This window comes from Micromonospora sp. S-DT3-3-22 (genome assembly GCF_015354745.1).
GTDB lineage: Bacteria > Actinomycetota > Actinomycetes > Mycobacteriales > Micromonosporaceae > Micromonospora > Micromonospora wenchangensis.
Map to the genome: position 1 here is coordinate 18,347 of NZ_JACGMO010000033.1, position 22,429 is coordinate 40,775.

A 22,429-nucleotide genomic window follows, 5' to 3' on the forward strand; every position below is an offset into this window, starting at 1 on the left:
CCCGCCGGTGTTGCATGCGGGGAGAGGTACGAGAGGAGTTCCACCGTGTTCCTTCGCCGCATGAAGGCCGAGATGATCAGCCCCGACCAGGCCCTGCCCGGCCGTCCGATCGCGATGCCGATCGGGGACCGGCACGAGGTGCTGGCGTCGTCGCTGAAGGGCCCGTTCCCGGAGGGCGCCCGGGTCGCCGTGTTCGGCATGGGGTGTTTCTGGGGCGCCGAGCGGCTGTTCTGGACCCTGCCGGGGGTGCTCACCACCTCGGCCGGCTACGCGGGCGGCTACACCGCCAACCCGACGTACGAGGAGGTGTGTTCGGGGATGACCGGGCACGCCGAGGTGGTCCAGGTGGTCTACGACCCCGCCGTGATCAGCTACGAGGACCTGCTCAAGGTGTTCTGGGAGAACCACGACCCGACCCAGGGCATGCGCCAGGGCAACGACGTCGGCAGCCAGTACCGCTCGACGATCTACACCACGACCGACGCGCAGTTGGCCACCGCGCAGGCGTCCCGGGACGCGTTCGCACCGATCGTGGCGCGGGCCGGCAAGGGTGAGATCACCACCGAGATCGCCCCGCTGGGCGACTACTTCTTCGCCGAGGACTACCACCAGCAGTATCTGGCCCCGACGAAGAACCCGAACGGCTACTGCAACCACGGTCCGAACGGGTTGAGCTGCCCGGTCGGGGTGGCCCGTACGGCCGGCTGACCTGCCGACGTCCGGCCGTCGGGCGACCCGCCTGGCGGCCGTTTTCCGGGCCTGCGGTGTTTGTCACATCGTGGGCCCGGGGCGAATCGGGCACCCGTCGGGCCCCGGGCAGGAACGTCGGGTCGCGCGGCACCGTCACGGTGAGTGGCGCACATACTAGCAATCCCGTAACACGGCCGACATCGGCTCAACAGGCGAAGTGCAACAACCTCTGGCAGCATTGGCTGGCATGTGCGGACTTGCGGGAGAGTTCCGCCGTGACGGTTCCCGGGCCGACGTGTCGGCGGTGGAACGCATGGCGGCCACGATGAGTGACCGGGGGCCCGACGACAGCGGAGTGTGGTCACAGGGGGCCACCGCCCTCGGACACCGCCGCTTGAAGATCATCGACCTCTCCGCCGCCAGCGGGCAACCCATCGTCGACCCGGCCGCCGGGCTCACCGGAGTGTTCAACGGCTGCATCTACAACTACCGCGAGCTGCGCGAGGAGTTGCAGGCCCTGGGGCACCGCTTCTTCTCCTCCGGCGACAGCGAGGTGGTGGTCAAGGCGTACGCCGAGTGGGGGCTCGACTTCGTCGACCACCTGATCGGCATGTTCGCCGTCGCGATCACCGAGCGGGACACCGGCCGGCTGGTGCTGGCCCGGGACCGGCTCGGCATCAAGCCGCTCTACCTGGCCGAGACGCCGGGCGTGGTGCGGTTCGCCAGCACCCTGCCCGCCCTGCTGGCCGGCGGCGGCATCGACACCGGCATCGACCCGGTGGCGCTGGCCCACTACCTCAGCTTCCACAGCATCGTGCCGCCGCCGCGCACCATCCTGCGCGGCGTCGCCAAGCTCCCCCCGGCCACCGTCCGGGTCTACGAGCCGGACGGCCGCACCCACGAGCGGGTCTACTGGGACCCGTCCTTCACCCGGGACGCGTCGCGCGCCGACTGGTCGGCCCGGGACTGGGAGGACGCCCTGCTGGAGTCGCTGACCACCGCGGTCCGTCGCCGGATGGTCGCCGACGTGCCGGTGGGGGTGCTGCTCTCCGGCGGCCTGGACTCCAGCCTGGTGGTGGCGTTGCTGGCCGGCGAGGGGCAGACCCGGTCCGGGCTGTCCACCTTCTCCATCGGCTTCGACGCCGTCGGCGGGCGCGAGGGCGACGAGTTCGTCTACTCCGACCTGGTCGCGCAGACCTTCGGCACCGACCACCACCAGCTCAAGGTGGCCGCCGGTGACCTGGTGCCGCCGCTGGAGGCGGCGGTGGCCGCGATGAGCGAGCCGATGGTCAGCCACGACTGCGTCGCGTTCTACCTGCTCAGCCAGGAGGTGTCCCGGCACGTCAAGGTGGTCCAGTCCGGCCAGGGCGCGGACGAGATCCTCGGCGGCTACCACTGGTACCCGCCGCTGGCCGGCATCGACCGGGAGCAGGCGCTCGACACGTACGCGAAGGCGTTCTTCGACCGGGACGCGGCCGGGCTGGCCCGGGTGCTCAACCCGGCGTGGTTGGCCGACGGCGACCCGGCCCGCGAGTTCGTCGCCGCCCACCTGGGCCGGGCCGGGGCGCAGACCGCCGTCGACGCCGGCCTGCGGATCGACACCCAGATCATGCTCACCGACGACCCGGTGAAGCGGGTCGACAACATGACCATGGCGCATGGTCTGGAGGCCCGGGTGCCGTTCCTCGACCACGAGTTCGTGGAGTTGGCGGCGGGCTGCCCGCCCGAGCTGAAGCTGGCCCAGGGCGGCAAGGGCGTACTCAAGGAGATCGGCCGCCGGGTCCTGCCGCACGAGGTGATCGACCGCCCCAAGGGCTACTTCCCGGTGCCCGGCCTGACCCACCTGGAGGGCAAGCTCCTCGACCGGGTCCGCGACGCGCTCACCGCGCCGCAGGCCCGCCGCCGCGACCTGTTCCGTGCCGACTACGTCGATGCGCTGCTCGCCGACCCGAACGCCGAACTGACCCCGTTGAACGGAAACAAACTGTGGCAACTGGGACTCCTGGAAATGTGGCTCCAGAGCCACGGAATCGACTGACCGTGAACGAGACCCTCGCGACCGGCACAGCCCGAACCGACCGGGAACGGGTGCTCGGCCGCCGCCGGGAACGGATCGGCCCCGGCGGTGACCCGGTCGCGCCGGGTGCCGCCCCGGAGCCGCGCCGGGAGCCGGCCGGACCGTCCGACGTGGTCCTGGACTGCGGCTGGGGACGGCTGGTCTTCGGCCAGACCTTCCACGAGCAGATCGCGGTGGCGCAGGTGCTGCGGTCCGAGGCGGCCGGCGCGCGGGACATCTGCATCTATCTGCGGGACCCGCACGTGCTGGTGTCCCGGCTGCCCGACGAGCTGTTCATCGACCCGTCGCTGACCTACCGGCTGCCGCTGGGCGAGCGCCGCCCGGAGGCCACCGAGCGGATGGAGATCCCGGGGCTGGTCGTCCGGCCGCTGCGCGATGCCGACGACGCCGACGCGGTGAACCGGATCTACGCCCGCAACGGCATGGTCACCGCGCCGGTGGAGGTGCTCGTCGACAACGCCGGCACCGACCGGTTCCTGCACCTGGTGGCCGAGGCGAGCACCGGCGAGGTCGTCGGCACCATCACCGGCGTCGACCACGTGGCGGTCTTCGGCGACCGGGAGAACGGCGCGAGCCTGTGGTGCCTGACCGTGGACTTCAACACCGCCCCGCCCGGCACCGGCCAGGCCCTGCTCACCGAGCTGGCCGACCGGCTCGACGCGCGGGGGCGCGCCTTCGTCGACCTGTCGGTGCTGGCCGAGAACTCCGGTGCGATCCGGCTCTACGAGCGGCTGGGCTTCCACCGCACCGGCACGCTCTGCGTCAAGCGGAAGAACCCGATCAACGAGCGGCTGTTCCTGCCGGCCACCCCGGCGGGCTACGACGAGCTGAACCCGTACGCGAGGATCGTCGCCGACGAGGCGATGCGGCGCGGCATCCGGGTGGAGGTCACCGACGCGCACTGGGGTGAGCTGCGGCTGACCAACGGCGGCCGGACGATCGTCACCCGCGAGTCGCTGTCCGAGCTGACCTCGGCGGTGGCGATGAGCCGCTGTGACGACAAGCGGGTCACCCGGCGCATCCTCACCGAGGCGGGCCTGTCGGTGCCGCGTGGCCGGACCGCCACCGGCGACGCCGACGACCTGGCCTTCCTCACCGACGTCGGCCCGGTGGTGGTCAAGCCGGCCCGGGGCGAGCAGGGCAACGGCATCACCGTCGGGGTACGCACCGCCGAGGCGCTGGCCACGGCCGTCGAGCTGGCCCGCCGGTTCTGCCCCGACGTGCTGGTCGAGGAGCTGCGCGCGGGCGAGGACCTGCGGGTGATCGTGATCGACCACGAGGTGGTGGCCGCCGCCGTCCGCCGACCGGCGCAGATCACCGGCGACGGGGTGCACGACGTCACCGAGCTGATCGAGCGGCAGAGCCGGCGGCGGGCCGCCGCCACCGGCGGCGAGTCCCGCATCCCGATCGACGAGATGACCCGCGAGGTGGTGGCCGAGGCCGGGCACCGGATGCACGACGTGCTGCCCGAGGGGCAGGTGTTGGCGGTGCGCCGGACGGCCAACCTCCACACCGGTGGCACAATCCACGACGTGACGGCCGAACTGCACCCGGCGATCGCCACTGCCTGCGTGGCGGCGAGCCGGGCCCTGGACATCCCGGTGACCGGGCTGGACCTGCTGGTCCCCGCCCCCGACCAGCCCGAGCACGTGTTCATCGAGGCGAACGAGCGGCCGGGGCTGGCCAACCACGAGCCCCAGCCGACCGCCGAGCGTTTCGTGGACCTGCTCTTCCCGGGCACCCGGGCACCGCAGCGCCTCTGGAGCCCGGCCGGGCCCGGAGGGGTCGCGTGAGCCTCAAGCCCCTCGACATCGATCTGGACTACCTCCGTCAGGTGCTGGTGGAACTGCTCGACATCCCCAGCCCGTCGGGGCGTACCGACCACGTGCAGCAGTACGTGGGGGAACGGCTCTCCGCGCTGGGCATCCCGTCCACGCTGACCCGGCGGGGGGCGCTCAGCGCCTGCCTGCCCGGCCCCCGGCAGACGGGTGCGGACCGGGCGATCGTGGTGCACACCGACACCATCGGCGGGATGGTCAAGCGGCTCAAGGAGAACGGCCGGCTGGAGCTGAAGACCATCGGCACCCACTCGGCCCGGTTCGCCGAGGGCGCGCACGTGCGGATCTTCACCGACGACCTGGACCGGGTGGTCACCGGGCAGGTGCTGCCGTTGAAGGCCAGCGGGCACCGCTACAACGACGACGTCGACCTGCAGGGCGTCGGTTGGGAACACGTCGAGGTCCGGGTCGACGAGCCGGTCGAGGACATCGCCGGCCTGCGGGCGCTCGGCATCGACGCGGGCGACTTCGTGGCGTTCCTGCCGAACCCGATGGTCACCCCGTCCGGGTACGTGAAGTCCCGGCACCTGGACGACAAGGCCGGGGTGGCGGCGGTGCTGACCGCGTTCAAGGCGGTGGTGGACGCCGGGATCACCCCGACGGTCACCGCCCACCTGCTGGTCACGGTCACCGAGGAGATCGGCCACGGGGCCAGCCACGGCCTCGACCCGGACGTCGCCGAGATCGTCTCGGTGGACGCGGCGGTGGTCGCCCCCGGCCAGCAGTCCCGGGAGGACGCGGCGACCCTGGCGATGGGCGACGGGGTCGGCCCGTTCGACTACCACCTGACCCGCAACCTGGCCACCATCGCCCGGGAACACGGGGTGGACCTGGTCCGCGACGTCTTCGACTACTACCGCTCGGACGTCGCGGCGGCGGTCGAGGCGGGCGCGCACGCCCGGGTGGCGCTGCTCGGTTTCGGGGTGGACGCCACCCACGGCCACGAGCGCACCCACCTCGACGGGCTGCGCCACCTGACCCAACTGCTCTGCCTCTATCTCCAGAGCGACCTGGTCTTCCCCGAGTGGGACGCCGAGCCGGAGGGTGACCTGGCCGACTTCCCGTCGCTGGCGGTGCAGCCGGCGGGCGGGGACGGCCCCCGCGAGGGCCCGATCGGCATCGACTGACCGGCTGGTAGCCGCACTGCCGGAGCAACAGGTGAACGGCGGGCACGACATCGCGCGTCGTGCCCGCCGTTCACCGAGCGCCCCGGCCCCTCACCGTGGCGTCGGTCCCTGCGGTCGGGTCACCGGTTACCGCGTTGCGCCGCGTCGAGCAGGGCGATCAGCGCCCCGGTCACCCGCAGCACCGCGTCCCGGGCGGCCGGGTCACCGGTGATCCGCTGTTCCGCCCGGTCGGCCAGCTGCCCCAGCAGTTCACCGGCGCGGGCCGCGTTCCCGGCGGTGCCGGCCTGCTCGGCGCGCTGGAGCCGGTCCTCCAGCCGGGCCGCCACGTACTCGGTGATCCGGCCGGCGGCGACGTACTCGGTGATGAGGTCACGCATGTCGGAGTACCAGGCGGGGTCGCGGGTGTACGACGCGGGCAGGTAGCCGGCGTCGGCGGCGGCGAGGGTGGCCGCGACGCTGGCGTCCACGTACGACGCGACGGTCGGGTAGCGGGCGGCGAGTTGCGCGTCGGTCAACGGCACCGAACTGCCGTCGAGGAAGCAGAAGCCGGGCCCGGTGTTGCTGCCGCTGTTGACCCGCAGCGGCACCTCGTGCTGGGCGAGCCGGATGCCGCCGAGGGCGAGCCCCAGCTCGTCGCGGGCGACGGCCGGCGGGGTCGTGGTAGTCGTCCGGATCGGCGGGGCGCTGGGCGGGGCCACCTGCTGGGCGACCCAGGCGACGGTGTGGTCGTAGACGGCGTTCTGCACCATGTGCTGCGGGATGCGCGACAGCGAGGGCAGCGTGCAGGTCTGCGGCTCGCCCGGGTAGCCACCGGGGTAGCTGCCGATGTCCCGCTTGCGCAGCGGCCCGTAGTCGGTGATCAGCTTCCAGTCGCCGTGCGAGGCGCCGGCGACCTCCCAGGAGCGCAGCACCGGCGAGTCGGCCTGGGCGCGGGCGGCGGCGGGCAGGATGCCGCTCGCCACGTCCCCCTCGGAGTTGATCCGGAACACCGGCGTCGTCAGGTCGGTCCGCAGCACCCCGCCGCCGCCGTGCAGGACGACCGCGTCGAGCACGTTCGCCGACTGCTGGACGCCGTTGTAGTAGTTGGCGAGGCGGCCGGCCGACTGCGAGTGGCCGGTGGCGATCACGTACTGCGGGGCGGGCAGCTTGCCCAGCGGGTCGACGCCGGTCGGGTTGCGGACCGCCTTCACCGCCTGGCTGAAGATGTCGTACGAGAGGCTGTCGTCGGTGACGGTGCCGCCCACGGTGACGTCCAGCGGGCCGTACCGGGTGGGGCTCCACGCCTTGAGCCCGGTGGCCGAGTGCAGCCCGGCCCGTTGGGCGGAGACCCCGACCCAGGCGTAGCCCGAGCGGATCAGGTGCTCGTGCGACTGGAACCAGTCGACCTCCTGGTCCCACTGGTTGCTGACGTTGTTCCACTCGGCGACCACCACGCCGTTGAACTTCTTGGTGTTGGCCGGCCGGCGGACCACCAGCCGGGTGCCGTAGGGCTGGTCGGTGGCGATGGTCGTCGCGTTCTGGGTGCCCTGCACGGCGTACCGGGTGGCGGTGCCGAAGAGGAAGAACTCCTCCTCGACGTAGCCGGCGGCGGCCAGGTTGACGTCGGTGGCGAGGAACGGGTAGCCGTGGCCGGGGTCGCCGACCGGGGTGGTCCGGGCGATCGGTCCGGCGACCACCGGGTTCGCCACGTTCGCGCCGGTGGCGGTGGACGGCCGGGTGGTGGCCGGCGCGGCGGCGTCCGCCGGGGGGACCGGGCCGGCGGCGACGGCCAGCATGCCGACCAGGCCGAGGGTCAGGGATCGTCGGGTGTTCCTGCGGGTGGTGGACGAGACGGGCACGGTTCACCTCACGGGGGGAGCGACCGAGGGGACGGCTCGGGCGGGCAGCGGCGGGAGGTGGCCACTGTGGGGCAGAGAGTAATGCTCACATCAGGCGAAAGATAGGCCAGATGAACACGAACTTTCGCTTCGTTGAGCAAAAGTCCTCCGAAGCGCCCGACCGGCGACGGGCGACCCCCGACCGCAGGACCGCGCAAAAAATCACTACCGGCACCCGGGGTGCAGTGGGTAGCGTGGCGGTACACGGGAAAGGAGGTGGTCCAGACTTGTATAGCAATCGGACTCGTGAGGTGGCTGTCCGCTAGCCGCTGTCCTCGACAGTGAACGACCAGCATGATCGTCGAGACCGTGTGGCAGCGGTGCGGCGAATCCACGACAGCCACCCGACCCCCGGGGTGCCGACCCAGTCCAGTCGGCCCGTGCGCGAGCACGGAAGCCCCGGGGGTCGCTTCGTCTCCGGGGGAGGCCGGCGGTGTCCATGCGGGAGCTGACCGTGCTCGGCACGGCCAGCCAGACCCCCACCCGGCTGCGCAACCACAACGGCTACGTGCTGCGCTGGGACGACGAGGTGATCCTCTTCGACCCGGGCGAGGGCAGCCAGCGACAGCTCCTGCACACCGGGATCACCGCCACCGACCTGACCCGGATCTGCGTCACCCACTTCCACGGCGACCACTGCCTTGGCCTGCCCGGCACCATCCAGCGGCTCTCCCTCGACCGGGTGCCGCACCCGGTGGCGGTGCACTTCCCCGCCGGTGGCGCGGAATACTTCGCCCGGTTGCGGCACGCCAGCAGCTTCCACGAGACCGCCGAGCTGGCCGTCAAGCCGATCACCGCCGACGGGCAGCGGATCACCCTGGGCGTCGGCACGCTGGAGGCCCGCCGGCTGCGGCACCCGATCGAGACGTACGGGTACCGGCTGGTCGAGCCGGACGGCTGCCGGATGCTGCCGGAGCGGCTGTCCGCGTACGGCATCGGTGGACCGGCCGTCGGCGAGCTGCTGCGCGCCGGCCACCTGGACGTCGGCGGACGCCGCGTCACCCAGGACGAGGTGAGCGTGGTCCGGCCGGGGCAGCGGTTCGCCTTCGTGATGGACACCGGCCTCTGCGACGGGGTGTACGCCCTCGCCGAGCATGCCGACCTGCTGGTCATCGAGGCGACGTTCCTGGCGTCGGAGGCCGCGCTCGCCGCCGAGGTCGGCCACCTGACCGCCGGCCAGGCCGCCCGGGTCGCCACCGAGTCCGGGGTACGCACCCTGGTGCTCACCCACTTCTCCCAGCGGTACGCCGACCCGCGCCGCTTCCACGACGAGGCCCGTGAGCACTTCACCGGGGAGCTGGTGGTCGCCGAGGACCTGACCACCGTGCCCGTCCCGCCCCGGCGGGTAGCCTCGGCCGGGTGACCGTCACGCTCCGTCCCGCCGTCGCCGACGACCTGATGCCGGTGGGCGCCCTGCACCAGCGGTCCCGGGTCGCGGCGTACTCGTCGTTCCTGCCGGCGGAGGCGTTGGCCGACCCGACGCCCGAGGCGATGGGCACCTACTGGGTCGAGCGGTGGACGTGGGAACGCGACGAGCACCTGATGACCGTGGCCGAACGGGACGGCCGGCTGGTCGGGTTCAGCTACCTCGGCCCGGACGACGCGGGTGACCCGGCGACCGGGCTGCTCAACGCCATCCACCTCGACCCGGCCGAACGGGGCCGGGGCACCGGCCGGGCGTTGATGGTGGACGCGTTGGACACCATGCGCGCCCGGGGCTGGCGTCGCGGGGTGTTGTGGGTGCTGGAACGCAACCTCGCGGCCCGGCACTTCTACGAGCGCGGCGGCTGGCAGGCGACCGGCGAACGCCGGAAGGAGCGGATCGGGCGCGCCCCCACCGCACAGCTCCGCTACGCCCGGCAGCTACCGGGCTGCTGACCGTCAGGTGCCGTCGCGGTCCGCGTCGACCGAGAAGTTGATCACCGAGAGGTAGCCGTCGCCGTCCTCGACGACCTTCGTCAGCATCGTCTCGGCGTAGATGCTGTCGTTGTCGTTGAACGTGTCCCGCCCGGTGTGCGCGGCGTACGGCGCGGCGGCGTACACCCTGCTGTTGAGGGTCTCGTCGAACATCATCTGGGTGGTCAGCACCCGGTTGTCGCCCACGTGCACCATCGCGTGGATGTGCGTGGTGCGGCCCCGGTACCAGCCCGGCCAGATGGTGGTGAACTCGACGATCCCGTCGGCGTTGGTGACCTGGGCGCCGCGTAGGTAACGCTTGTCGTCGGTCGGCGTCAGGTCCGCCGCCGACCCCTCGGCACCGCCGCCGGGGGCCGCCCCACCCCCGGGCGGGTTGCCGGTGGGCGGGTTGCCACCGGGCGTGCCGCTGGGCGGGGTGCCACCGGACGGCGCGCCGCCGCCCGACGCGCCGGACGACTGGGCCTCCGCCCCCGAGTAGAGGCCGGCCGCGTCGCAGTGCCAGATCTCCACGACGGCGTCGGCCAGCGGCCCGCACTGCTCGCTGTCCTGCACCCGGATCGCCACCCGCAGCCGGGTGCCCGCCCGGTCCTCCCGGATGTCGCTGCGGATCTTGTCGGCATCGAAGTAGTACGGGCCCTGCGTGGTGCTCGCGGTCAACGTGCAGGTGTTCGCCGCGCCGAACAGCGCGGCCAGGTCCGCCGACGTGCTGGCGGTCGCCTGCGGGGACACGGTTTCCCCGGTCGACGTGGTGACCGTGCCGCCGTCCCGGCCGCAGGCCGCGAGCAGACCGGCCAACCCGATCGAGCCGACTCCGGCGATCAAACGGCGGCGGCTGACCCGCTGCCCCTCGTGGTGGTCGAGGTCGTGGCGCATGTCGTTCCTCCCGTGGGTCGGTGCCTCTCGGCTGACCCCGACGGTAGGCAGGCTGCACGGACGCCCTCTGTGCCGCTCCTGTCCCCCTGCTGTGAATGGTCGACCCGGACACGCTGCGGGGCCCCTCCCACCGCAAGGGGCCCCGCAGGTGCGTCGGATCAGTGCGCGCCGAGGTGGGCGAGCAGGTCCTGCCGGGTCAGCACGCCCTTGGGCTTGCCGTCGACCAGCACCAGCGCCGCGTCGGACTTCTCCAGCATGCCGACCGCCTCGCTCACCGGCTGACCGCCACCGATCATCGGCAGCGGGTCGGCCATGTGCCGTTCGATGGTGTCGTGCAGGTGCGCCTGGCCGGTGAACAGGGCGTCCAGCAGATCCCGCTCGGCGATCGAACCGGCCACCTCACCGGTCACCACCGGCGGCTCGGCCTTGAGCACCGGGAGCTGGGAGACGCCGTACTCGCGCATGTAGTCGATGGCGTCGCGGACCGTCTCGGTCGGGTGCACGTGCACCAGTTCGGGCAGGCCGCCCGGCTTGCTCGCCAGCGCGTCGGCGACCGTCGGTTCGGTGCCCGAGTGGTCGAGGAAGCCGTACCGGGCCATCCACCGGTCGTTGAAGATCTTGGACAGGTAGCCCTTGCCGCTGTCCGGCAGCAGCACCACGACCACGTCGTCCGGGCCGGCGGCGCGGGCCACCTCCAGCGCCGCCACCACGGCCATCCCGCAGGAGCCGCCGACCAGCAGACCCTCCTCCCGGGCCAGCCGTCGGGTCATCTCGAAGGACGCCTTGTCGGAGACCTCGACGATCTCGTCGGCGATACCCCGGTCGTACGTCTCGGGCCAGAAGTCCTCACCGACCCCCTCGACCAGGTAGGGCCGGCCGGTGCCGCCGGAGTAGACCGAACCCTCCGGGTCCGCCCCGATCACCTTCACCCGCCCCTCGGACGCCTCCTTGAGGTAGCGCCCGATACCGGAGATCGTGCCGCCGGTGCCGACCCCGGCCACGAAGTGGGTGAGCCCGCCCCCGGTCTGCTTCCACAGCTCCGGCCCGGTGGTCTCGTAGTGCGAGCGCGGGTTGGCCGGGTTGCTGTACTGGTCGGGCTTCCACGCGCCGGGGATCTCCCGGGCCAGCCGGTCGGAGACGTTGTAGTACGACCGGGGGTCCTCCGGGGCGACGGCGGTCGGGCAGACCACCACCTCGGCCCCGTACGCCCGCAGCACGTCCTGCTTGTCCTGGCTGACCTTGTCGGGGCAGACGAAGACGCAGTGGTAGCCCTTGAGCTGGGCCACCAGGGCCAGCCCGACACCGGTGTTGCCGCTGGTCGGCTCGACGATGGTGCCGCCGGGGCGGAGAATCCCGGCGGCCTCGGCGTCCTCCACCATCCGCAGCGCGATCCGGTCCTTCACCGAGCCGCCCGGGTTGAGGTACTCCACCTTGGCCAGCACGGTCGCCCGGATGCCCGCGGTGACGTTACGCAGCCGCACCAGCGGGGTGTTACCGATCAGGTCGACGACGTTGTCGTAGTACTGCACCTCGTTGTGCCCTTCGTTGCGGCGCCGACGACGGCGGCCTGGCAGACGGTCCTTCGTCGCTCAGCGTACGTGCCCTCAGAGCGTCACATGACCGGGGATGACGGAGGCCCGGCGGGCCTCCCACTCCAGGAAGCGCTCGGTCTCCGACAGCACGCTGCCGGCCAGCCAGGTGACCATGACGGCGTCGTCCACCAGACCGAGAACGGTCAGGAACAGCTCCGGCACCAGGTCGACCGGCGACACCACGTAGACCGCCGCGGCCGTCATCATCGCCAGCCGGAGGCCGCCGTCGTACTCGCCCTTGGCGGTGGCCTGGATCATCCGGGGCAGCGCCGCCAGCCGGGCGCCCAGCGACGGACCACCCCGGGCGCCGGCCGCCAGCGACCGGGCCAGCGCCGTGAACGCCGCGGTGCGCTTCAATGTCCTACCCATCTCATCCAGCCCCTCTCCACCGACCAGCGTGACTGGCCCGCGCAAGCCGCCGCCACCTGCGGCGGGGCACCCACGGGTGCCCCCGCCACCCGACCAGGTACCCAGAACCGTCGCCGCCCAGCCCGAAAACCGGCCGTCCTGACGGAGGCGGGGTGACGCTGCGGCGCGATAATGTCGCTGTATGGGGGTGGCAGGTTCCGTCGTACCGGTTGGTCCGCGCTGGCACCGCGCCTGGCAGCTGGTCCGGCTGGCGGCGATCGGCACAGGTGCCACCGTGGCGGCCGTCGCCGCGACCGGCGGCGTGCTGCTCGGGCAGGCCCGGCAGGCCCGGCGCACCATCCCGATGGCGGAGGCCCCACCACCACGCTGCGACGGCGTCTACGGTGCCAAGATCCCCGGCCCGCCGCTGACCATGGTGATCCTCGGTGACTCCTCCGCCGCCAGCTACGGGGTGGCGCGGCGGCGCGAGACCCTGGGCGCGCTGCTGGCCACCGGGCTGTCCCGGCGGCTGCACCGGGCCGTACGGGTGCACCGCTTCGCCGTGGTCGGCGCGCTCTCCGCCGGGCTGCGCCCACAGGTCGAGGCGGCCCTGGACTGCACCCCGGACGTCGCGGTGATCCTGGTCGGCGGCAACGACATCACCAACCGCACGTCCTACCCCGTCGCCGTGCGCCACCTGGTCGACGCGGTCCGCACGCTGCGCGCCGCCGGGTGCGAGGTGGTCGTCGGGACCTGCCCCGACCTGGGGGCGATCCGGCCGATCCAGCCCCCGCTGCGCTGGCTGGCCCGGCGGTGGAGCCGGCAGCTCGCCACCGCCCAGACGGTCGCGGTGGTCGAGGCGGGCGGTTGGACGGTCTCCCTCGGCGACCTGCTCGGACCCCGGTTCGCCGCCGAGCCGACCCGGATGTTCGCCTGGGACAGGTTCCACCCCTCCGCCGAGGGGTACGCGATGGCCGCCGCCGCGCTCCTGCCGACCGTGCTGTCGGCGCTCGGCAGCGGGGAGCGCCGGCCGACGCTGGCCCCGGGCGAGGGCGTACGGTCGCTGCCCCAGGCCGCCCACGAGGCGGCCCGCAACGCCGGCACGGAGGTCAGCGGCACGCAGGTCCGGGGCCGGGACCACGGCCCGGCCGGTCGCTGGGCGCAGCTGCGGCGGCGGGCCTTCTTCGGCGTCGCCCCGGTGCCGCAACCCGGCACCGGGGCCGACTCACCCCAACTGGAGGGACTGGCATGAGCGAGCGCAGCGAGCGAACCACCGGGTGCCGCAGGTGCCCCGCCGGGCCGGTCACCGCCGCCGTGGGCCCCCGGGCGGTGACACCGTGACGGGCCGCTCGCTCGGCGGCGAGCTGGCCGTACGGCTCGGCAAGGCCGCGGCGGTCTCCCTGGTCGCCGGGACGATCGGTGGTGCGGCGGTGCTCGCCGGTCAGGCGGTGGCGGCCCGTAACCGCGACTACGCCCAGCCGGAGCTGGGACTGGCGCTGCGGGCCACGGTCGGCCGGGTCGGCGCCCCGCTGCTGCGGCTGGTGCTGCTCGGTGACTCCTCGGCGCTCGGCGTCGGGGTGGCCCGCTTCGACGAGACGGTCGGCGGTCAGCTCGCCCACCTGCTGACCGAGGGGCCGACCGGCCGGCGGGTGCACCTGTCCAGCGTGGGGGTGTCCGGGTCCCGCTCCACCGACCTGGCGACCCAGGTGGCGCGGGCGTTGCTGGGTGACCGGCCGGACGTCGCGGTGGTGCTGATCGGGGCGAACGACGCCACGGCCATGCGGCGGCCGGCGGAGGCGGCGGCGTACCTCGCCTCGGCGGTGCGCCGGCTGCGGGAGGCCCGGGTCGAGGTAGTCGTCGGCACCTGCCCGGACCTGGGCGCGGTGCGCGCGGTGGCCCCGCCGCTACGGCAGGTGATCGGCTGGTCGGGCCGGCGGGTCGCGCGGGCGCAGACCGCCGCCGTGCTGGAGGCCGGCGGGACGGTCGTCGACCTGGGTACGGAGACCGGGCCGGTGTTCCGGGCCGACGCCGGGACGCTCTGCCACGACGGGTTCCACCCGTCCGCCGACGGCTACCGGGTCTGGGCGCACGCCCTGTTGCCGGCGGTCGTCGCCGCCGCGAACGTCGCCTCCCGGCACTGACCGGCCTCGATCCGTTCCGCCGGCTGCGACGGGTCGCGGCCGGCGGGCGGGTCCGGCCGGGCCGGTACGGGTGACATTTCCCGCTGGTCGGCGTCCTTCCGCGTCAAGTTACCGTCAAGTTAACGTTGGTTCATGCCGATTGAGTCGTCCCGCGACGCCGTCATCGTCGCCACCGCCCGGTCCCCCATCGGCCGCGCGTTCAAGGGTTCCCTGCGTGAGGTCCGCCCGGACGACCTCGCCGCCACCATCGTCCAGGCCGCGCTGGACAAGGTCCCCGGGCTCGACCCCACCACCATCGACGACCTCTACCTCGGCTGCGGGCTGCCCGGCGGCGAGCAGGGCTTCAACCTGGCCCGGGTGGTCGCCACCCTGATGGGCCTGGACGGGCTGCCCGGGGCCACGCTGACCCGCTACTGCGCGTCGTCGTTGCAGACCACCCGGATGGCGATGCACGCGATCCGGGCCGGGGAGGGCGACGTCTTCGTCTCCGCCGGCGTCGAGATGGTCTCCCGGTACGCCCGGGGCAACTCCGACACGCTGCCACCCGAGGCGCAGGCGCTGGTCGGCGGCGGCTGGGAGAACCCGCGGTTCGCCGAGGCGCAGCAGCGGTCGGTGGCCCGCGCCCAGGGCGGCGCCGAGGTGTGGACCGACCCGCGCGAGGCCGGTCAGCTCCCCGACATCTACCTGGCCATGGGGCAGACGGCGGAGAACCTGGCCCAGGTGTACGACGTCACCCGGGAGGAGATGGACGCGTTCGGCGTCCGCAGCCAGAACCTCGCCGAGAAGGCCATCGCCGACGGCTTCTGGGCCCGCGAGATCACCCCGGTCACCACCCCCGACGGCACCGTGGTCGGCACCGACGACGGCCCGCGCGCCGGGGTCACCCCGGAGGCGGTGGCCGGGCTGAAGCCGGTGTTCCGTCCGGACGGCCGGATCACCGCCGGCAACTGCTGCCCGCTCAACGACGGCGCCGCCGCCGTGGTGGTGATGAGCGCCCAGCGGGCCGACGAGCTGGGGCTGACCCCGCTGGCCCGGATCGTCTCCACCGGCGTCACCGCCCTGTCGCCGGAAATCATGGGCCTCGGCCCGGTCGAGGCGTCCCGGCAGGCGCTGCGCCGGGCCGGGATGACCGTCGACGACGTCGACCTGGTCGAGATCAACGAGGCGTTCGCCGCCCAGGTGATCCCGTCGTACCGGCAGCTCGGCATCCCGCAGGAGAAGGTCAACGTGATGGGCGGGGCGATCGCCGTCGGCCACCCGTTCGGGATGACCGGCGCCCGGATCACCGGCACCCTGCTCAACGCCCTGCAGTGGCACGACGCGACGATCGGCCTGGAGACCATGTGCGTCGGTGGCGGTCAGGGCATGGCGATGGTGCTCGAACGGCTCAACTGAGCCCTACAGCGCGCCGCGGGTCGCCGCCACCAGGGCGGCGGCCCCGGCCAGCACCGCCTCGGGCGGGCCGGCGGCGACCAGATCCGCCGTGACCACCCGGAGCTGGTCGGGCAGCGCCATCGGATGCGCCAACCGGGGCACGTCCCGCCGGGGCCCGCCCTCGGCGTCGGCCGCCAGGTCGGCGACCTCCTGCACCAGCTTGTGCACCAGGTCGGCCCGGGACACGTTGCCACCCGTGGCGACCGCCGCCCAGCGCGGCTGCTGCCAGTGGCCCACCTGACCGACCAGCGCCGTCACCGCCCGGTCCAACTCCGCTGCGCTCATCGTCGGCGAGTCTACGCACCACCGACCGGCCCCGGGCCGACCGCGCAGACGACGACGCCCGCCGCCGCGGGGTCGCGGTGGCGGGCGTCGGGTGCGAAAACCGTCAGTCGTCGCCCTGGAAGTAGCTGATCAGGCGGAGCATCTCCAGGTAGAGCCAGACCAGGCTGACCACGATGCCGAACGCGGCCGTCCAGGAGTAGCGGGCCGGCAGCCCCATCCGGACGCCGTCCTCGACCTCCTTGAAGCTGAGCACGAAGCTCAGCGAGGCGACCACGATGCACACCAGGCTGAACCCGATGGCCAGCGGGCTGCCGTCGCGCAGGCCGGTGTTCACGCCGAACAGCGCGAGCACCAGGTTGATCAGCATGACGGCGAACAGGCCGGCCATCACGGCGATCATGCCCTTGACGAACTTGGGGGTGGCCCGGATGACGCGCGCCTTGTAGAGCATCGTCATCACGAAGAAGACGCCGAAGGTGGCGACCACGGCCTGGAGCACGATGCCCTGGTAGGCCGTCTCGTAGACCTTGCTGACCAGGCCGACGAACGCGCCCTCGACGATCGCGTACGCGACGACCAGGGCCGGGTTGGCGACCCGGGAGAACGAGATGATCAGGCCGAGGACCAGGCCGACCATCGCGGCGCCGATCCAGGCGACGCCGAGCACCGAATCCGGCACCACGATCCAGGCGGCGGCGGCGGAGACGCCGAGGATGGCCAGGAGCGCGACGGTCTTGACGACGACGTCGTCGACCGTCATCGTGCCGGACACCGTCGGGGCGACCGGGGAGCCCGGCTGGCCCGGGTACTGCTGCGGAATGCCGGGCTGTCCGTAACCGTACGGCCCGGGCTGGGCGTACCCGGCGGAACGCTCCCGCTCGGCCGCCTGGCCGAGCCGGGCGAGCACCGGGTTCGAGGTCTTCACTGTCTCAGGCCTCCCTCAGGGGGTCAGTCGCACGCAAACGTGCCCTTCCAGGGTAAACGGCGGGGCCCGACCGCCGCCGGTCGGGAGGCTGTGGGAAAGCTGAGAGTGTGGTGCCCGGGGCGGGTCTCGAACCCGCACGCCTTGCGGCAGCCGCTTTTAAGGCGGCCGTGTCTGCCGTTCCACCACCCGGGCGGGGGCGCGTCACGTCGATGCGCGACGGTGCAGTCTCACGGTAGCCGTTCCGCGTCGCCCCGGCGTACCCTGTCCGCCCCTGCGGAACGGCGAACGCCGGTCGCCCCCACCCGGGAGCGGGCGGGGGCGACCGGCGCGTCGGACCGGGCGGTCAGGCCGCCCTGCTGGTGATCGGGATCGGCTGCGAAGCCTCCGCGAACTCCTCGCGCGGGTCGTGCAACTGGCCGAGCGCGACCACCTCACGCTTGAGGAAGAAGGCCAGCGACCAGTCCACCACGACCCGGACCTTGCGGTTGAACGACGGGATCCGGCTCATGTGGTACGTCCGGTGCATGAACCAGGCCGGCCAGCCCTTCATCTTGATGCCGTACACCTGGGCCACGCCCTTGTGCAGGCCGAGGCTGGCCACGCTGCCGGCGTGCTTGTGCTTGTAGTCGACCGGCTCCCGGCCCCGCACCACCAGCGCGATGTTGTCGGCCATCCGGGCGGCCTGCCGCACCGCGTGCTGGGCGCTCGGTGAGCAGTAGTTGCCCGGCTCCTTGGTGAGGTCCGGGACGGCGGCACAGTCACCGGCGCTCCACGCCCCCTCCACCACCCGGTCGCCGTCGACGACCTGGAGGGTGGGCAGGCAGGTGACCCGACGCCGCTCGTCGCGGGGGAAGTCGGTGCGGTCCAGCATCGGCGACGGCTTCACGCCGGCCGTCCAGACGATGGTGTCGGAGCGGAAGCTGTCGCCGTCGGAGAGCTTCACCACACCGTCGACGCACGACTCCAGCCGGGTGTCCAACCGGATGTCCATGTTCCGCTTCAGCAGCTGCTGCACCGTGTACGCGCCCATGTCCCGGTCGACCTCGGGCAGCACCCGCTGGGTCGCCTCGACCAGCACCCAGCGCATGTCGTCCGGCTTCAGCTCCGGGTAGTAGCGCAGCGCGTCCCGGGCCATGTCCTCCATCTCGGCCAACGCCTCGATGCCGGCGTAGCCGCCGCCGACGAAGGTGAAGGTCAACGCGGAGCGGCGGACGTCGGGGTCCGGCGTGGCGGCGGCCACGTCGAGCCGGTCCAGCACGTGGTTGCGCAGGTAGATGGCCTCGCCGATGGTCTTGAACCCGATCCCGTGCTCGTGCAGGCCGGGGATCGGCAGGGTGCGGGACACCGAGCCGGGGGCCACCACCACGTGGTCGTAGGCGATCTCCCGGGTCGGGCCGGAGATCGGCTGCACCACGGCGGTCTTGCGGCTGTGGTCGATCCGGGTCACCGCGCCCGCGACGACCTTGCACCGGCGCAGCTCGCGTCGCAGCGGCACCACGGAGTGCCGGGGGGAGATGTTGCCGGCCGCCGCCTCGGGCAGGAACGGCTGGTACGTCATGTGCGGCTGCGGGTCGACCACGACGACCTCGGCCTCACGGGAGCTCAGCTTCTTGGACAGGCGCAGAGCGGCGTACAGGCCCACGTGCCCGGCACCCACGACAAGGATCCGCTTCGGATTCACGTCATCCATCTTTCCCCGGGCGGCTCCGGTAATACCCCTCGAGACCCCCATCTGTGACGGAGCACAACACCTGTGAGCTGCACAACGTCGCGCTATCTGCGGCGCAGCAGCCAGCCCAGCAACCCGGTCAGACCCACCGCCACCAGCAGTCCCACCACGGTGGCGACCTGGAAACCGTCATCCGGGCCGAGTTGCCCCGAGCGGGTCAGCAGCACCCCGATCACCGCCGACGCCAGCACCACCGCGCCGGCCCGGGTGAGCCAGCGCAGCACGACGTCCGGGTCGATCGCCCCGTCGTAGGGCAGCACGGCCACCAGGGCGCAGAGCGTGTGTCCGAGGTAGAGCAGGGTCGCCACCGCCAACAACCGCCACAACGCGATCGGCCTGTCGTAACCGGCCGAGGCGAACACCCAACCGCCCACCGTGACCAACGCGGCGAAGGTCGGCCAGATCCGGCGCGGGGCCACCGCCGGCAGCACCGCCACCACCGTCAGCGCGAGCAGCGACCGGGCCTGGAACAGCTCCACCGGGTACGCCAGCAGCAGCCCGGCCAGCACCACCAGGAAGACCAGACCGCGCACCAGCAACGGCAGCAGGGCCACCCGGCGCACCGCCGTACCCGCCGCCCGGACCCGTTCCCGGGCCGCGTCCACCGGGCTCACCGGCCACCCACCCGGGGTGCGGTCGCCAACCGGGCGACGTCCCGCAGCACCTGGTCCAGGCTGCCCGCGCCCGCCCACCCCACCACCGGCACGCCGTGCTCCCGCAGTTGCGTGATCATCGTGTCCCGGTCCAGCCGCCACAGCCGGTACGCCACCGGCGCCCACCCCCGGTCGCCGGGCGGGGCGAGGTCGGTCGGCAGGGTGTCCACCGCCACCACGAACCGGCCGCCCCGGGCCAGCCGGGCCAGCATCTGCGCGGACCGCTCGTCGAGCAGCGGGGTGAGCACCACCACCAGCGCGTCGGCGGAGAGCACCTGCGGGCCGAAGACCTGGTCGTACGGCTCGTGCGGGGAGGACTCGGCGTGTACGTCGAGCAGCCACTCCAGGACGGTCAGGTACTGCCGGCGTCCGGTGGCGGGACGCAGTCGACGCGCCGCCGGACCGTACTCCAGCAGGGCCACCCGGTCACCCCGGTGCAGGTAGTGCTCGGCGATCGCGGCGGCGGCCCGGACCGTGGTGTCCAACACGGACGCCGCCCCGGCCACCCCGCCGGACCGCCCCGCCTCGGCCAGCACGTCGAGCAGGACGACCACCTCGGCGTCCCGGTCGGACAGGGTCGACGCCACGTGCAGCTGCCGGGTCCGCAGCGACACCCGCCAGTCGATGCGGCGCAGCCGGTCCCCCGGCCCGAAGACGCGTACCCCGGCCAGTTCGCCGCCCTCCCCCGGCCGCCGCGAGTGGTGCGCGCCGACCAGCCCGGCGGCCCGGGGCATCGCCTCCACCGCCTCGAACGGTTCGGTCTTCGGGTACACCCGCATCCGCACCGGCTCGGTGAGCACCGCCCGGGAGACCAGCAGCCCGTCGGCGGCGGCGGCGCGGGCGCCGGCCGGACCGATCGGGTGCCGCCCCCACCGCAGCGCGGTGCCGGTCAGCTCCAGGTCGACGGCGGTGCCCCGGGACAGCGCGGCGACGAACGGACGGTCGGCCCCACCGGAGCGGCTGACGTCCAGCCCGATGCCGCCGAAGCCGGCCCGGCGTACCGACAGCCACGGCGAGATCCGGGTCCGGACCACCACCACGTCGTACGCCACGGTGTCCGGATTGCCCACCACCACCGCGCCGGCCAGGTCGCCTCCCTCGACCAACTGGGCGTCCCCGGCGGTGATCTCCAGCTGCGGGGCGGCGGTGGGCCGGCGGCGCAGCGCGTACGCGGTGCCGAGCGCGAACGGGGTGGCCAGCACGACCAGGTCGACCCGGCCGAGCAGCACCGCGGCGATCAGCAGCAGCCCGGTGAGCAGCACCGCCCGGCCGAGCGCCCAGGTGGGCGACCAGCCCGCCGCCGGCTCCTGACGGTCAGGCACGACGATCAGCGCCCGGCCCGGCCGGCCGCGTAGCTGGGCAGCGCGCCGCTGGCCGGGGCCGGGGTCTGCTCCAGCACCTCACCGACCACGAACGACGGGTCGACCCGGCGCAGCCACATCTCCGGGCGCAACGTGATCCGGTGCGCCAACGCGGGGGCCGCCACCTCCTTCACGTCCTCCGGCACCACGTAGTCGCGGCCGGCGAAGACGGCCCGGACCCGGGCCAGCAGCAGCAGCGCCAGCGAACCCCGGGGGGACGCGCCGACCAGCACCGACGGGTGTTCCCGGGTGGCTGCGGTGAGGTCCACGATGTACCTGCCGACGGAGTCCTCCACCACCACGTCCTCCAGCGCGGCCTGCATCGCCCGCAGGGTGCCGGCGTCGACCACCGGTTCGATCTGCGCCTCCTCGCGACGGCGGTCCATCCGGCGACGCAGCACCTCCCACTCCTCGTCGCGCTGCGGGTAGCCGAACGACACCCGCAGCAGGAACCGGTCGAGCTGCGCCTCCGGGAGCGGGTACGTCCCCTCGTACTCGATCGGGTTGGCGGTGGCCAGGACGTGGAACGGCTCGTCGAGCCGGTAGGTGACGCCCTCGACGGAGACCTGCTTCTCCTGCATCGCCTCCAGCAGCGCCGACTGGGTCTTCGGCGGCGTCCGGTTGATCTCGTCGGCGAGCAGCAGGTTGGTGAAGAGCGGGCCGGCCCGGAAGGAGAAGTCGCCGCTGCGCTGGTCGTAGAGGAACGAGCCGGTGACGTCGGCGGGCAGCAGGTCGGGGGTGAACTGGAGCCGGCGGAAGTCCAGCCCGAGGGCCTGCGCGAAGGACCGCGCGGTCAGCGTCTTGCCCAGCCCCGGCAGGTCCTCCAGCAGCACGTGCCCGCCGGCCAGGATGCCGGCGAGCACCAGTTCCAGGGCCTCCCGCTTGCCGACCACGACCGTGCCGACCGCGTCCAGCACCGCCCGGGCCAGGTGGCCGACCTCCGTGGCGGGAATGCTGCGGTCCACGTCGTTCATCAGATCTTCTCCAGTTCGGCGACGATCGCCGCGAGGTCGCGCGGCGACGGGGGACGGCGGGAGGGGGTGTCGAGGAAACTCCACAGCGGCTCCCCGAGCAGGGCCCGGGCCCGGGTCGGGTCGGATTCCCGGGTCAGGCCGTGGCGTTGGCGCAACCGCTCGTCGGCCAGCTCACCGAGGCGGGGCAGGATGCGTTCGGTGAACCGCTCCGGGTTGCCCGAGGACCAGTCCAGCGGGCGTTCCCAACCGTTGATGGCGGCCCGCAGCGCGTCCCGGGCCGCCCAGTTGTAGGTGCCCGGCTCCTCACCGGCGGGGGCGCGGGCACCGCCCCGGGGCGGGGGCGGCGGGGCCAGCGCGGTGGTGACCCGGCGGACGGTGAGCACCGCCAGCACCCCGGCCACCACGATCCCGAGGGACAGTTGCAGGCCGACCGCGCGCAGCCCGACCAGGACCACGGCGGTCACCCCGGCGGCGGTCAGCAGCAGCCGGAACGCCTGCCGGGCGCGTCCGCCCCGGGCCCGTCCCGTCCGGGCCGGCGGGTCCTCCTCGAAGGAGAACAGGTCGTCCAGGCCGGTCGACTCGCTCATC

20 protein-coding genes and 1 tRNA gene are annotated in these 22,429 nt (G+C 73.2%); 9 read left to right on the top strand and 12 right to left on the bottom strand.

The window, feature by feature from the left end:
* Nucleotides 1-45: 45 nt before the first annotated feature.
* The 4 genes from msrA (at nucleotide 46) to H1A17_RS12400 (ending at nucleotide 5,732) form a co-directional block, all read left to right on the top strand.
* Nucleotides 46-708 (top strand): peptide-methionine (S)-S-oxide reductase MsrA, encoded by a 663-nt coding sequence (gene msrA / locus H1A17_RS12385; protein WP_194821920.1) that lies wholly within the window; start codon nucleotides 46-48, stop codon nucleotides 706-708.
* Nucleotides 709-937: 229 nt separating this feature from the next.
* The gene (locus H1A17_RS12390; RefSeq protein ID WP_145917966.1) at nucleotides 938-2,728 is read left to right on the top strand and encodes an N-acetylglutaminylglutamine amidotransferase; all 1,791 of its coding nucleotides are present in this window, start codon (nucleotides 938-940) and stop codon (nucleotides 2,726-2,728) included.
* A gap of 2 nt (nucleotides 2,729-2,730) precedes the next feature.
* Nucleotides 2,731-4,560, top strand: a complete 1,830-nt coding sequence (ngg, locus tag H1A17_RS12395; protein ID WP_194821921.1) for an N-acetylglutaminylglutamine synthetase — start codon at nucleotides 2,731-2,733, stop codon at nucleotides 4,558-4,560.
* Nucleotides 4,557-5,732, top strand: coding sequence for an osmoprotectant NAGGN system M42 family peptidase (locus H1A17_RS12400; protein ID WP_145917964.1), 1,176 nt, complete (start codon nucleotides 4,557-4,559; stop codon nucleotides 5,730-5,732). Before ngg ends, H1A17_RS12400 begins: the two co-directional genes overlap by 4 nt.
* Nucleotides 5,733-5,851: 119 nt before the next feature.
* Here H1A17_RS12400 and H1A17_RS12405 read toward each other — a convergent pair whose 3' ends face one another.
* Entirely contained in the window at nucleotides 5,852-7,570 is a 1,719-nt protein-coding gene (locus H1A17_RS12405) for an alpha/beta hydrolase domain-containing protein (RefSeq protein WP_194821922.1), read from the bottom strand.
* Nucleotides 7,571-8,042: 472 nt separating this feature from the next.
* Between H1A17_RS12405 and H1A17_RS12410 the strand changes: the two genes are divergently transcribed.
* Together H1A17_RS12410 and H1A17_RS12415 are read left to right on the top strand one after the other, a co-directional pair.
* Nucleotides 8,043-8,972 (top strand): ribonuclease Z, encoded by a 930-nt coding sequence (locus H1A17_RS12410; RefSeq protein WP_194821923.1) that lies wholly within the window; start codon nucleotides 8,043-8,045, stop codon nucleotides 8,970-8,972.
* The gene (locus H1A17_RS12415; protein WP_145917961.1) at nucleotides 8,969-9,487 is read left to right on the top strand and encodes a GNAT family N-acetyltransferase; all 519 of its coding nucleotides are present in this window, start codon (nucleotides 8,969-8,971) and stop codon (nucleotides 9,485-9,487) included. The genes H1A17_RS12410 and H1A17_RS12415 overlap by 4 nt, the downstream gene beginning before the upstream one ends.
* Nucleotides 9,488-9,490: 3 nt before the next feature.
* On the opposite strand, the gene H1A17_RS12420 is transcribed toward H1A17_RS12415, so the two are convergent.
* From H1A17_RS12420 to H1A17_RS12430, 3 genes are all read right to left on the bottom strand, one after another.
* Complete coding sequence (locus H1A17_RS12420; protein WP_145917960.1) at nucleotides 9,491-10,399, bottom strand: protocatechuate dioxygenase; 909 nt, start codon at nucleotides 10,397-10,399, stop codon at nucleotides 9,491-9,493.
* Between the two features lie 158 nt (nucleotides 10,400-10,557).
* Entirely contained in the window at nucleotides 10,558-11,928 is a 1,371-nt protein-coding gene (locus H1A17_RS12425) for a cystathionine beta-synthase (RefSeq protein ID WP_145917959.1), read from the bottom strand.
* A gap of 75 nt (nucleotides 11,929-12,003) precedes the next feature.
* Nucleotides 12,004-12,360, bottom strand: coding sequence for a YkvA family protein (locus H1A17_RS12430; RefSeq protein WP_194821924.1), 357 nt, complete (start codon nucleotides 12,358-12,360; stop codon nucleotides 12,004-12,006).
* Between the two features lie 181 nt (nucleotides 12,361-12,541).
* On the opposite strand from H1A17_RS12430, the gene H1A17_RS12435 reads away from it, so the two are divergent.
* The 3 genes from H1A17_RS12435 (at nucleotide 12,542) to H1A17_RS12445 (ending at nucleotide 15,875) form a co-directional block, all read left to right on the top strand.
* Nucleotides 12,542-13,591 (top strand): SGNH/GDSL hydrolase family protein, encoded by a 1,050-nt coding sequence (locus H1A17_RS12435; RefSeq protein WP_145917957.1) that lies wholly within the window; start codon nucleotides 12,542-12,544, stop codon nucleotides 13,589-13,591.
* An 85-nt stretch (nucleotides 13,592-13,676) separates the two neighbouring features.
* Entirely contained in the window at nucleotides 13,677-14,480 is an 804-nt protein-coding gene (locus H1A17_RS12440; protein ID WP_194821925.1) for an SGNH/GDSL hydrolase family protein, read from the top strand.
* A gap of 132 nt (nucleotides 14,481-14,612) precedes the next feature.
* A complete protein-coding gene (locus tag H1A17_RS12445; RefSeq protein ID WP_145917955.1) occupies nucleotides 14,613-15,875 on the top strand; it encodes an acetyl-CoA C-acetyltransferase in 1,263 nt (420 codons plus the stop codon).
* A 3-nt stretch (nucleotides 15,876-15,878) separates the two neighbouring features.
* On the opposite strand, the gene H1A17_RS12450 is transcribed toward H1A17_RS12445, so the two are convergent.
* The 8 genes from H1A17_RS12450 to H1A17_RS12485 all read right to left on the bottom strand — a co-directional run bounded on the left by H1A17_RS12450 (nucleotide 15,879) and on the right by H1A17_RS12485 (nucleotide 22,428).
* Nucleotides 15,879-16,199 (bottom strand): hypothetical protein, encoded by a 321-nt coding sequence (locus tag H1A17_RS12450; protein WP_194821926.1) that lies wholly within the window; start codon nucleotides 16,197-16,199, stop codon nucleotides 15,879-15,881.
* Nucleotides 16,200-16,302: 103 nt separating this feature from the next.
* Nucleotides 16,303-17,124 carry a Bax inhibitor-1/YccA family protein gene (locus tag H1A17_RS12455; RefSeq protein ID WP_088642890.1) on the bottom strand — a complete coding sequence of 274 codons (822 nt, stop codon included), beginning with the start codon at nucleotides 17,122-17,124 and terminating at the stop codon, nucleotides 16,303-16,305.
* A 108-nt stretch (nucleotides 17,125-17,232) separates the two neighbouring features.
* Nucleotides 17,233-17,316, bottom strand: a tRNA-Leu gene (locus H1A17_RS12460).
* 151 nt (nucleotides 17,317-17,467) lie between these two features.
* A complete protein-coding gene (locus tag H1A17_RS12465; protein WP_145917953.1) occupies nucleotides 17,468-18,805 on the bottom strand; it encodes an NAD(P)/FAD-dependent oxidoreductase in 1,338 nt (445 codons plus the stop codon).
* 92 nt (nucleotides 18,806-18,897) lie between these two features.
* A complete protein-coding gene (locus H1A17_RS12470) occupies nucleotides 18,898-19,458 on the bottom strand; it encodes a hypothetical protein (RefSeq protein WP_145922574.1) in 561 nt (186 codons plus the stop codon).
* A gap of 5 nt (nucleotides 19,459-19,463) precedes the next feature.
* Nucleotides 19,464-20,828 carry a DUF58 domain-containing protein gene (locus tag H1A17_RS12475; protein WP_370517001.1) on the bottom strand — a complete coding sequence of 455 codons (1,365 nt, stop codon included), beginning with the start codon at nucleotides 20,826-20,828 and terminating at the stop codon, nucleotides 19,464-19,466.
* A gap of 5 nt (nucleotides 20,829-20,833) precedes the next feature.
* The gene (locus H1A17_RS12480) at nucleotides 20,834-21,841 is read right to left on the bottom strand and encodes a MoxR family ATPase (RefSeq protein WP_145917951.1); all 1,008 of its coding nucleotides are present in this window, start codon (nucleotides 21,839-21,841) and stop codon (nucleotides 20,834-20,836) included.
* Nucleotides 21,841-22,428, bottom strand: coding sequence for a hypothetical protein (locus H1A17_RS12485; RefSeq protein ID WP_194821927.1), 588 nt, complete (start codon nucleotides 22,426-22,428; stop codon nucleotides 21,841-21,843). Before H1A17_RS12485 ends, H1A17_RS12480 begins: the two co-directional genes overlap by 1 nt.
* Nucleotide 22,429 lies beyond the last annotated feature (1 nt).

Bases quoted from the DNA above. Each gene is read 5' to 3' on its own strand.
- H1A17_RS12420 (WP_145917960.1), bottom strand. From the start codon at position 10,399: ATGCGCCACGACCTCGACCACCACGAGGGGCAGCGGGTCAGCCGCCGC.
- H1A17_RS12450 (WP_194821926.1), bottom strand. From the start codon at position 16,199: ATGAGCGCAGCGGAGTTGGACCGGGCGGTGACGGCGCTGGTCGGTCAG.
- H1A17_RS12445 (WP_145917955.1), top strand. From the start codon at position 14,613: ATGCCGATTGAGTCGTCCCGCGACGCCGTCATCGTCGCCACCGCCCGG.
- H1A17_RS12485 (WP_194821927.1), bottom strand. From the start codon at position 22,428: ATGAGCGAGTCGACCGGCCTGGACGACCTGTTCTCCTTCGAGGAGGAC.
- H1A17_RS12390 (WP_145917966.1), top strand. From the start codon at position 938: ATGTGCGGACTTGCGGGAGAGTTCCGCCGTGACGGTTCCCGGGCCGAC.
- H1A17_RS12435 (WP_145917957.1), top strand. From the start codon at position 12,542: ATGGGGGTGGCAGGTTCCGTCGTACCGGTTGGTCCGCGCTGGCACCGC.
- H1A17_RS12480 (WP_145917951.1), bottom strand. From the start codon at position 21,841: ATGAACGACGTGGACCGCAGCATTCCCGCCACGGAGGTCGGCCACCTG.
- H1A17_RS12430 (WP_194821924.1), bottom strand. From the start codon at position 12,360: ATGGGTAGGACATTGAAGCGCACCGCGGCGTTCACGGCGCTGGCCCGG.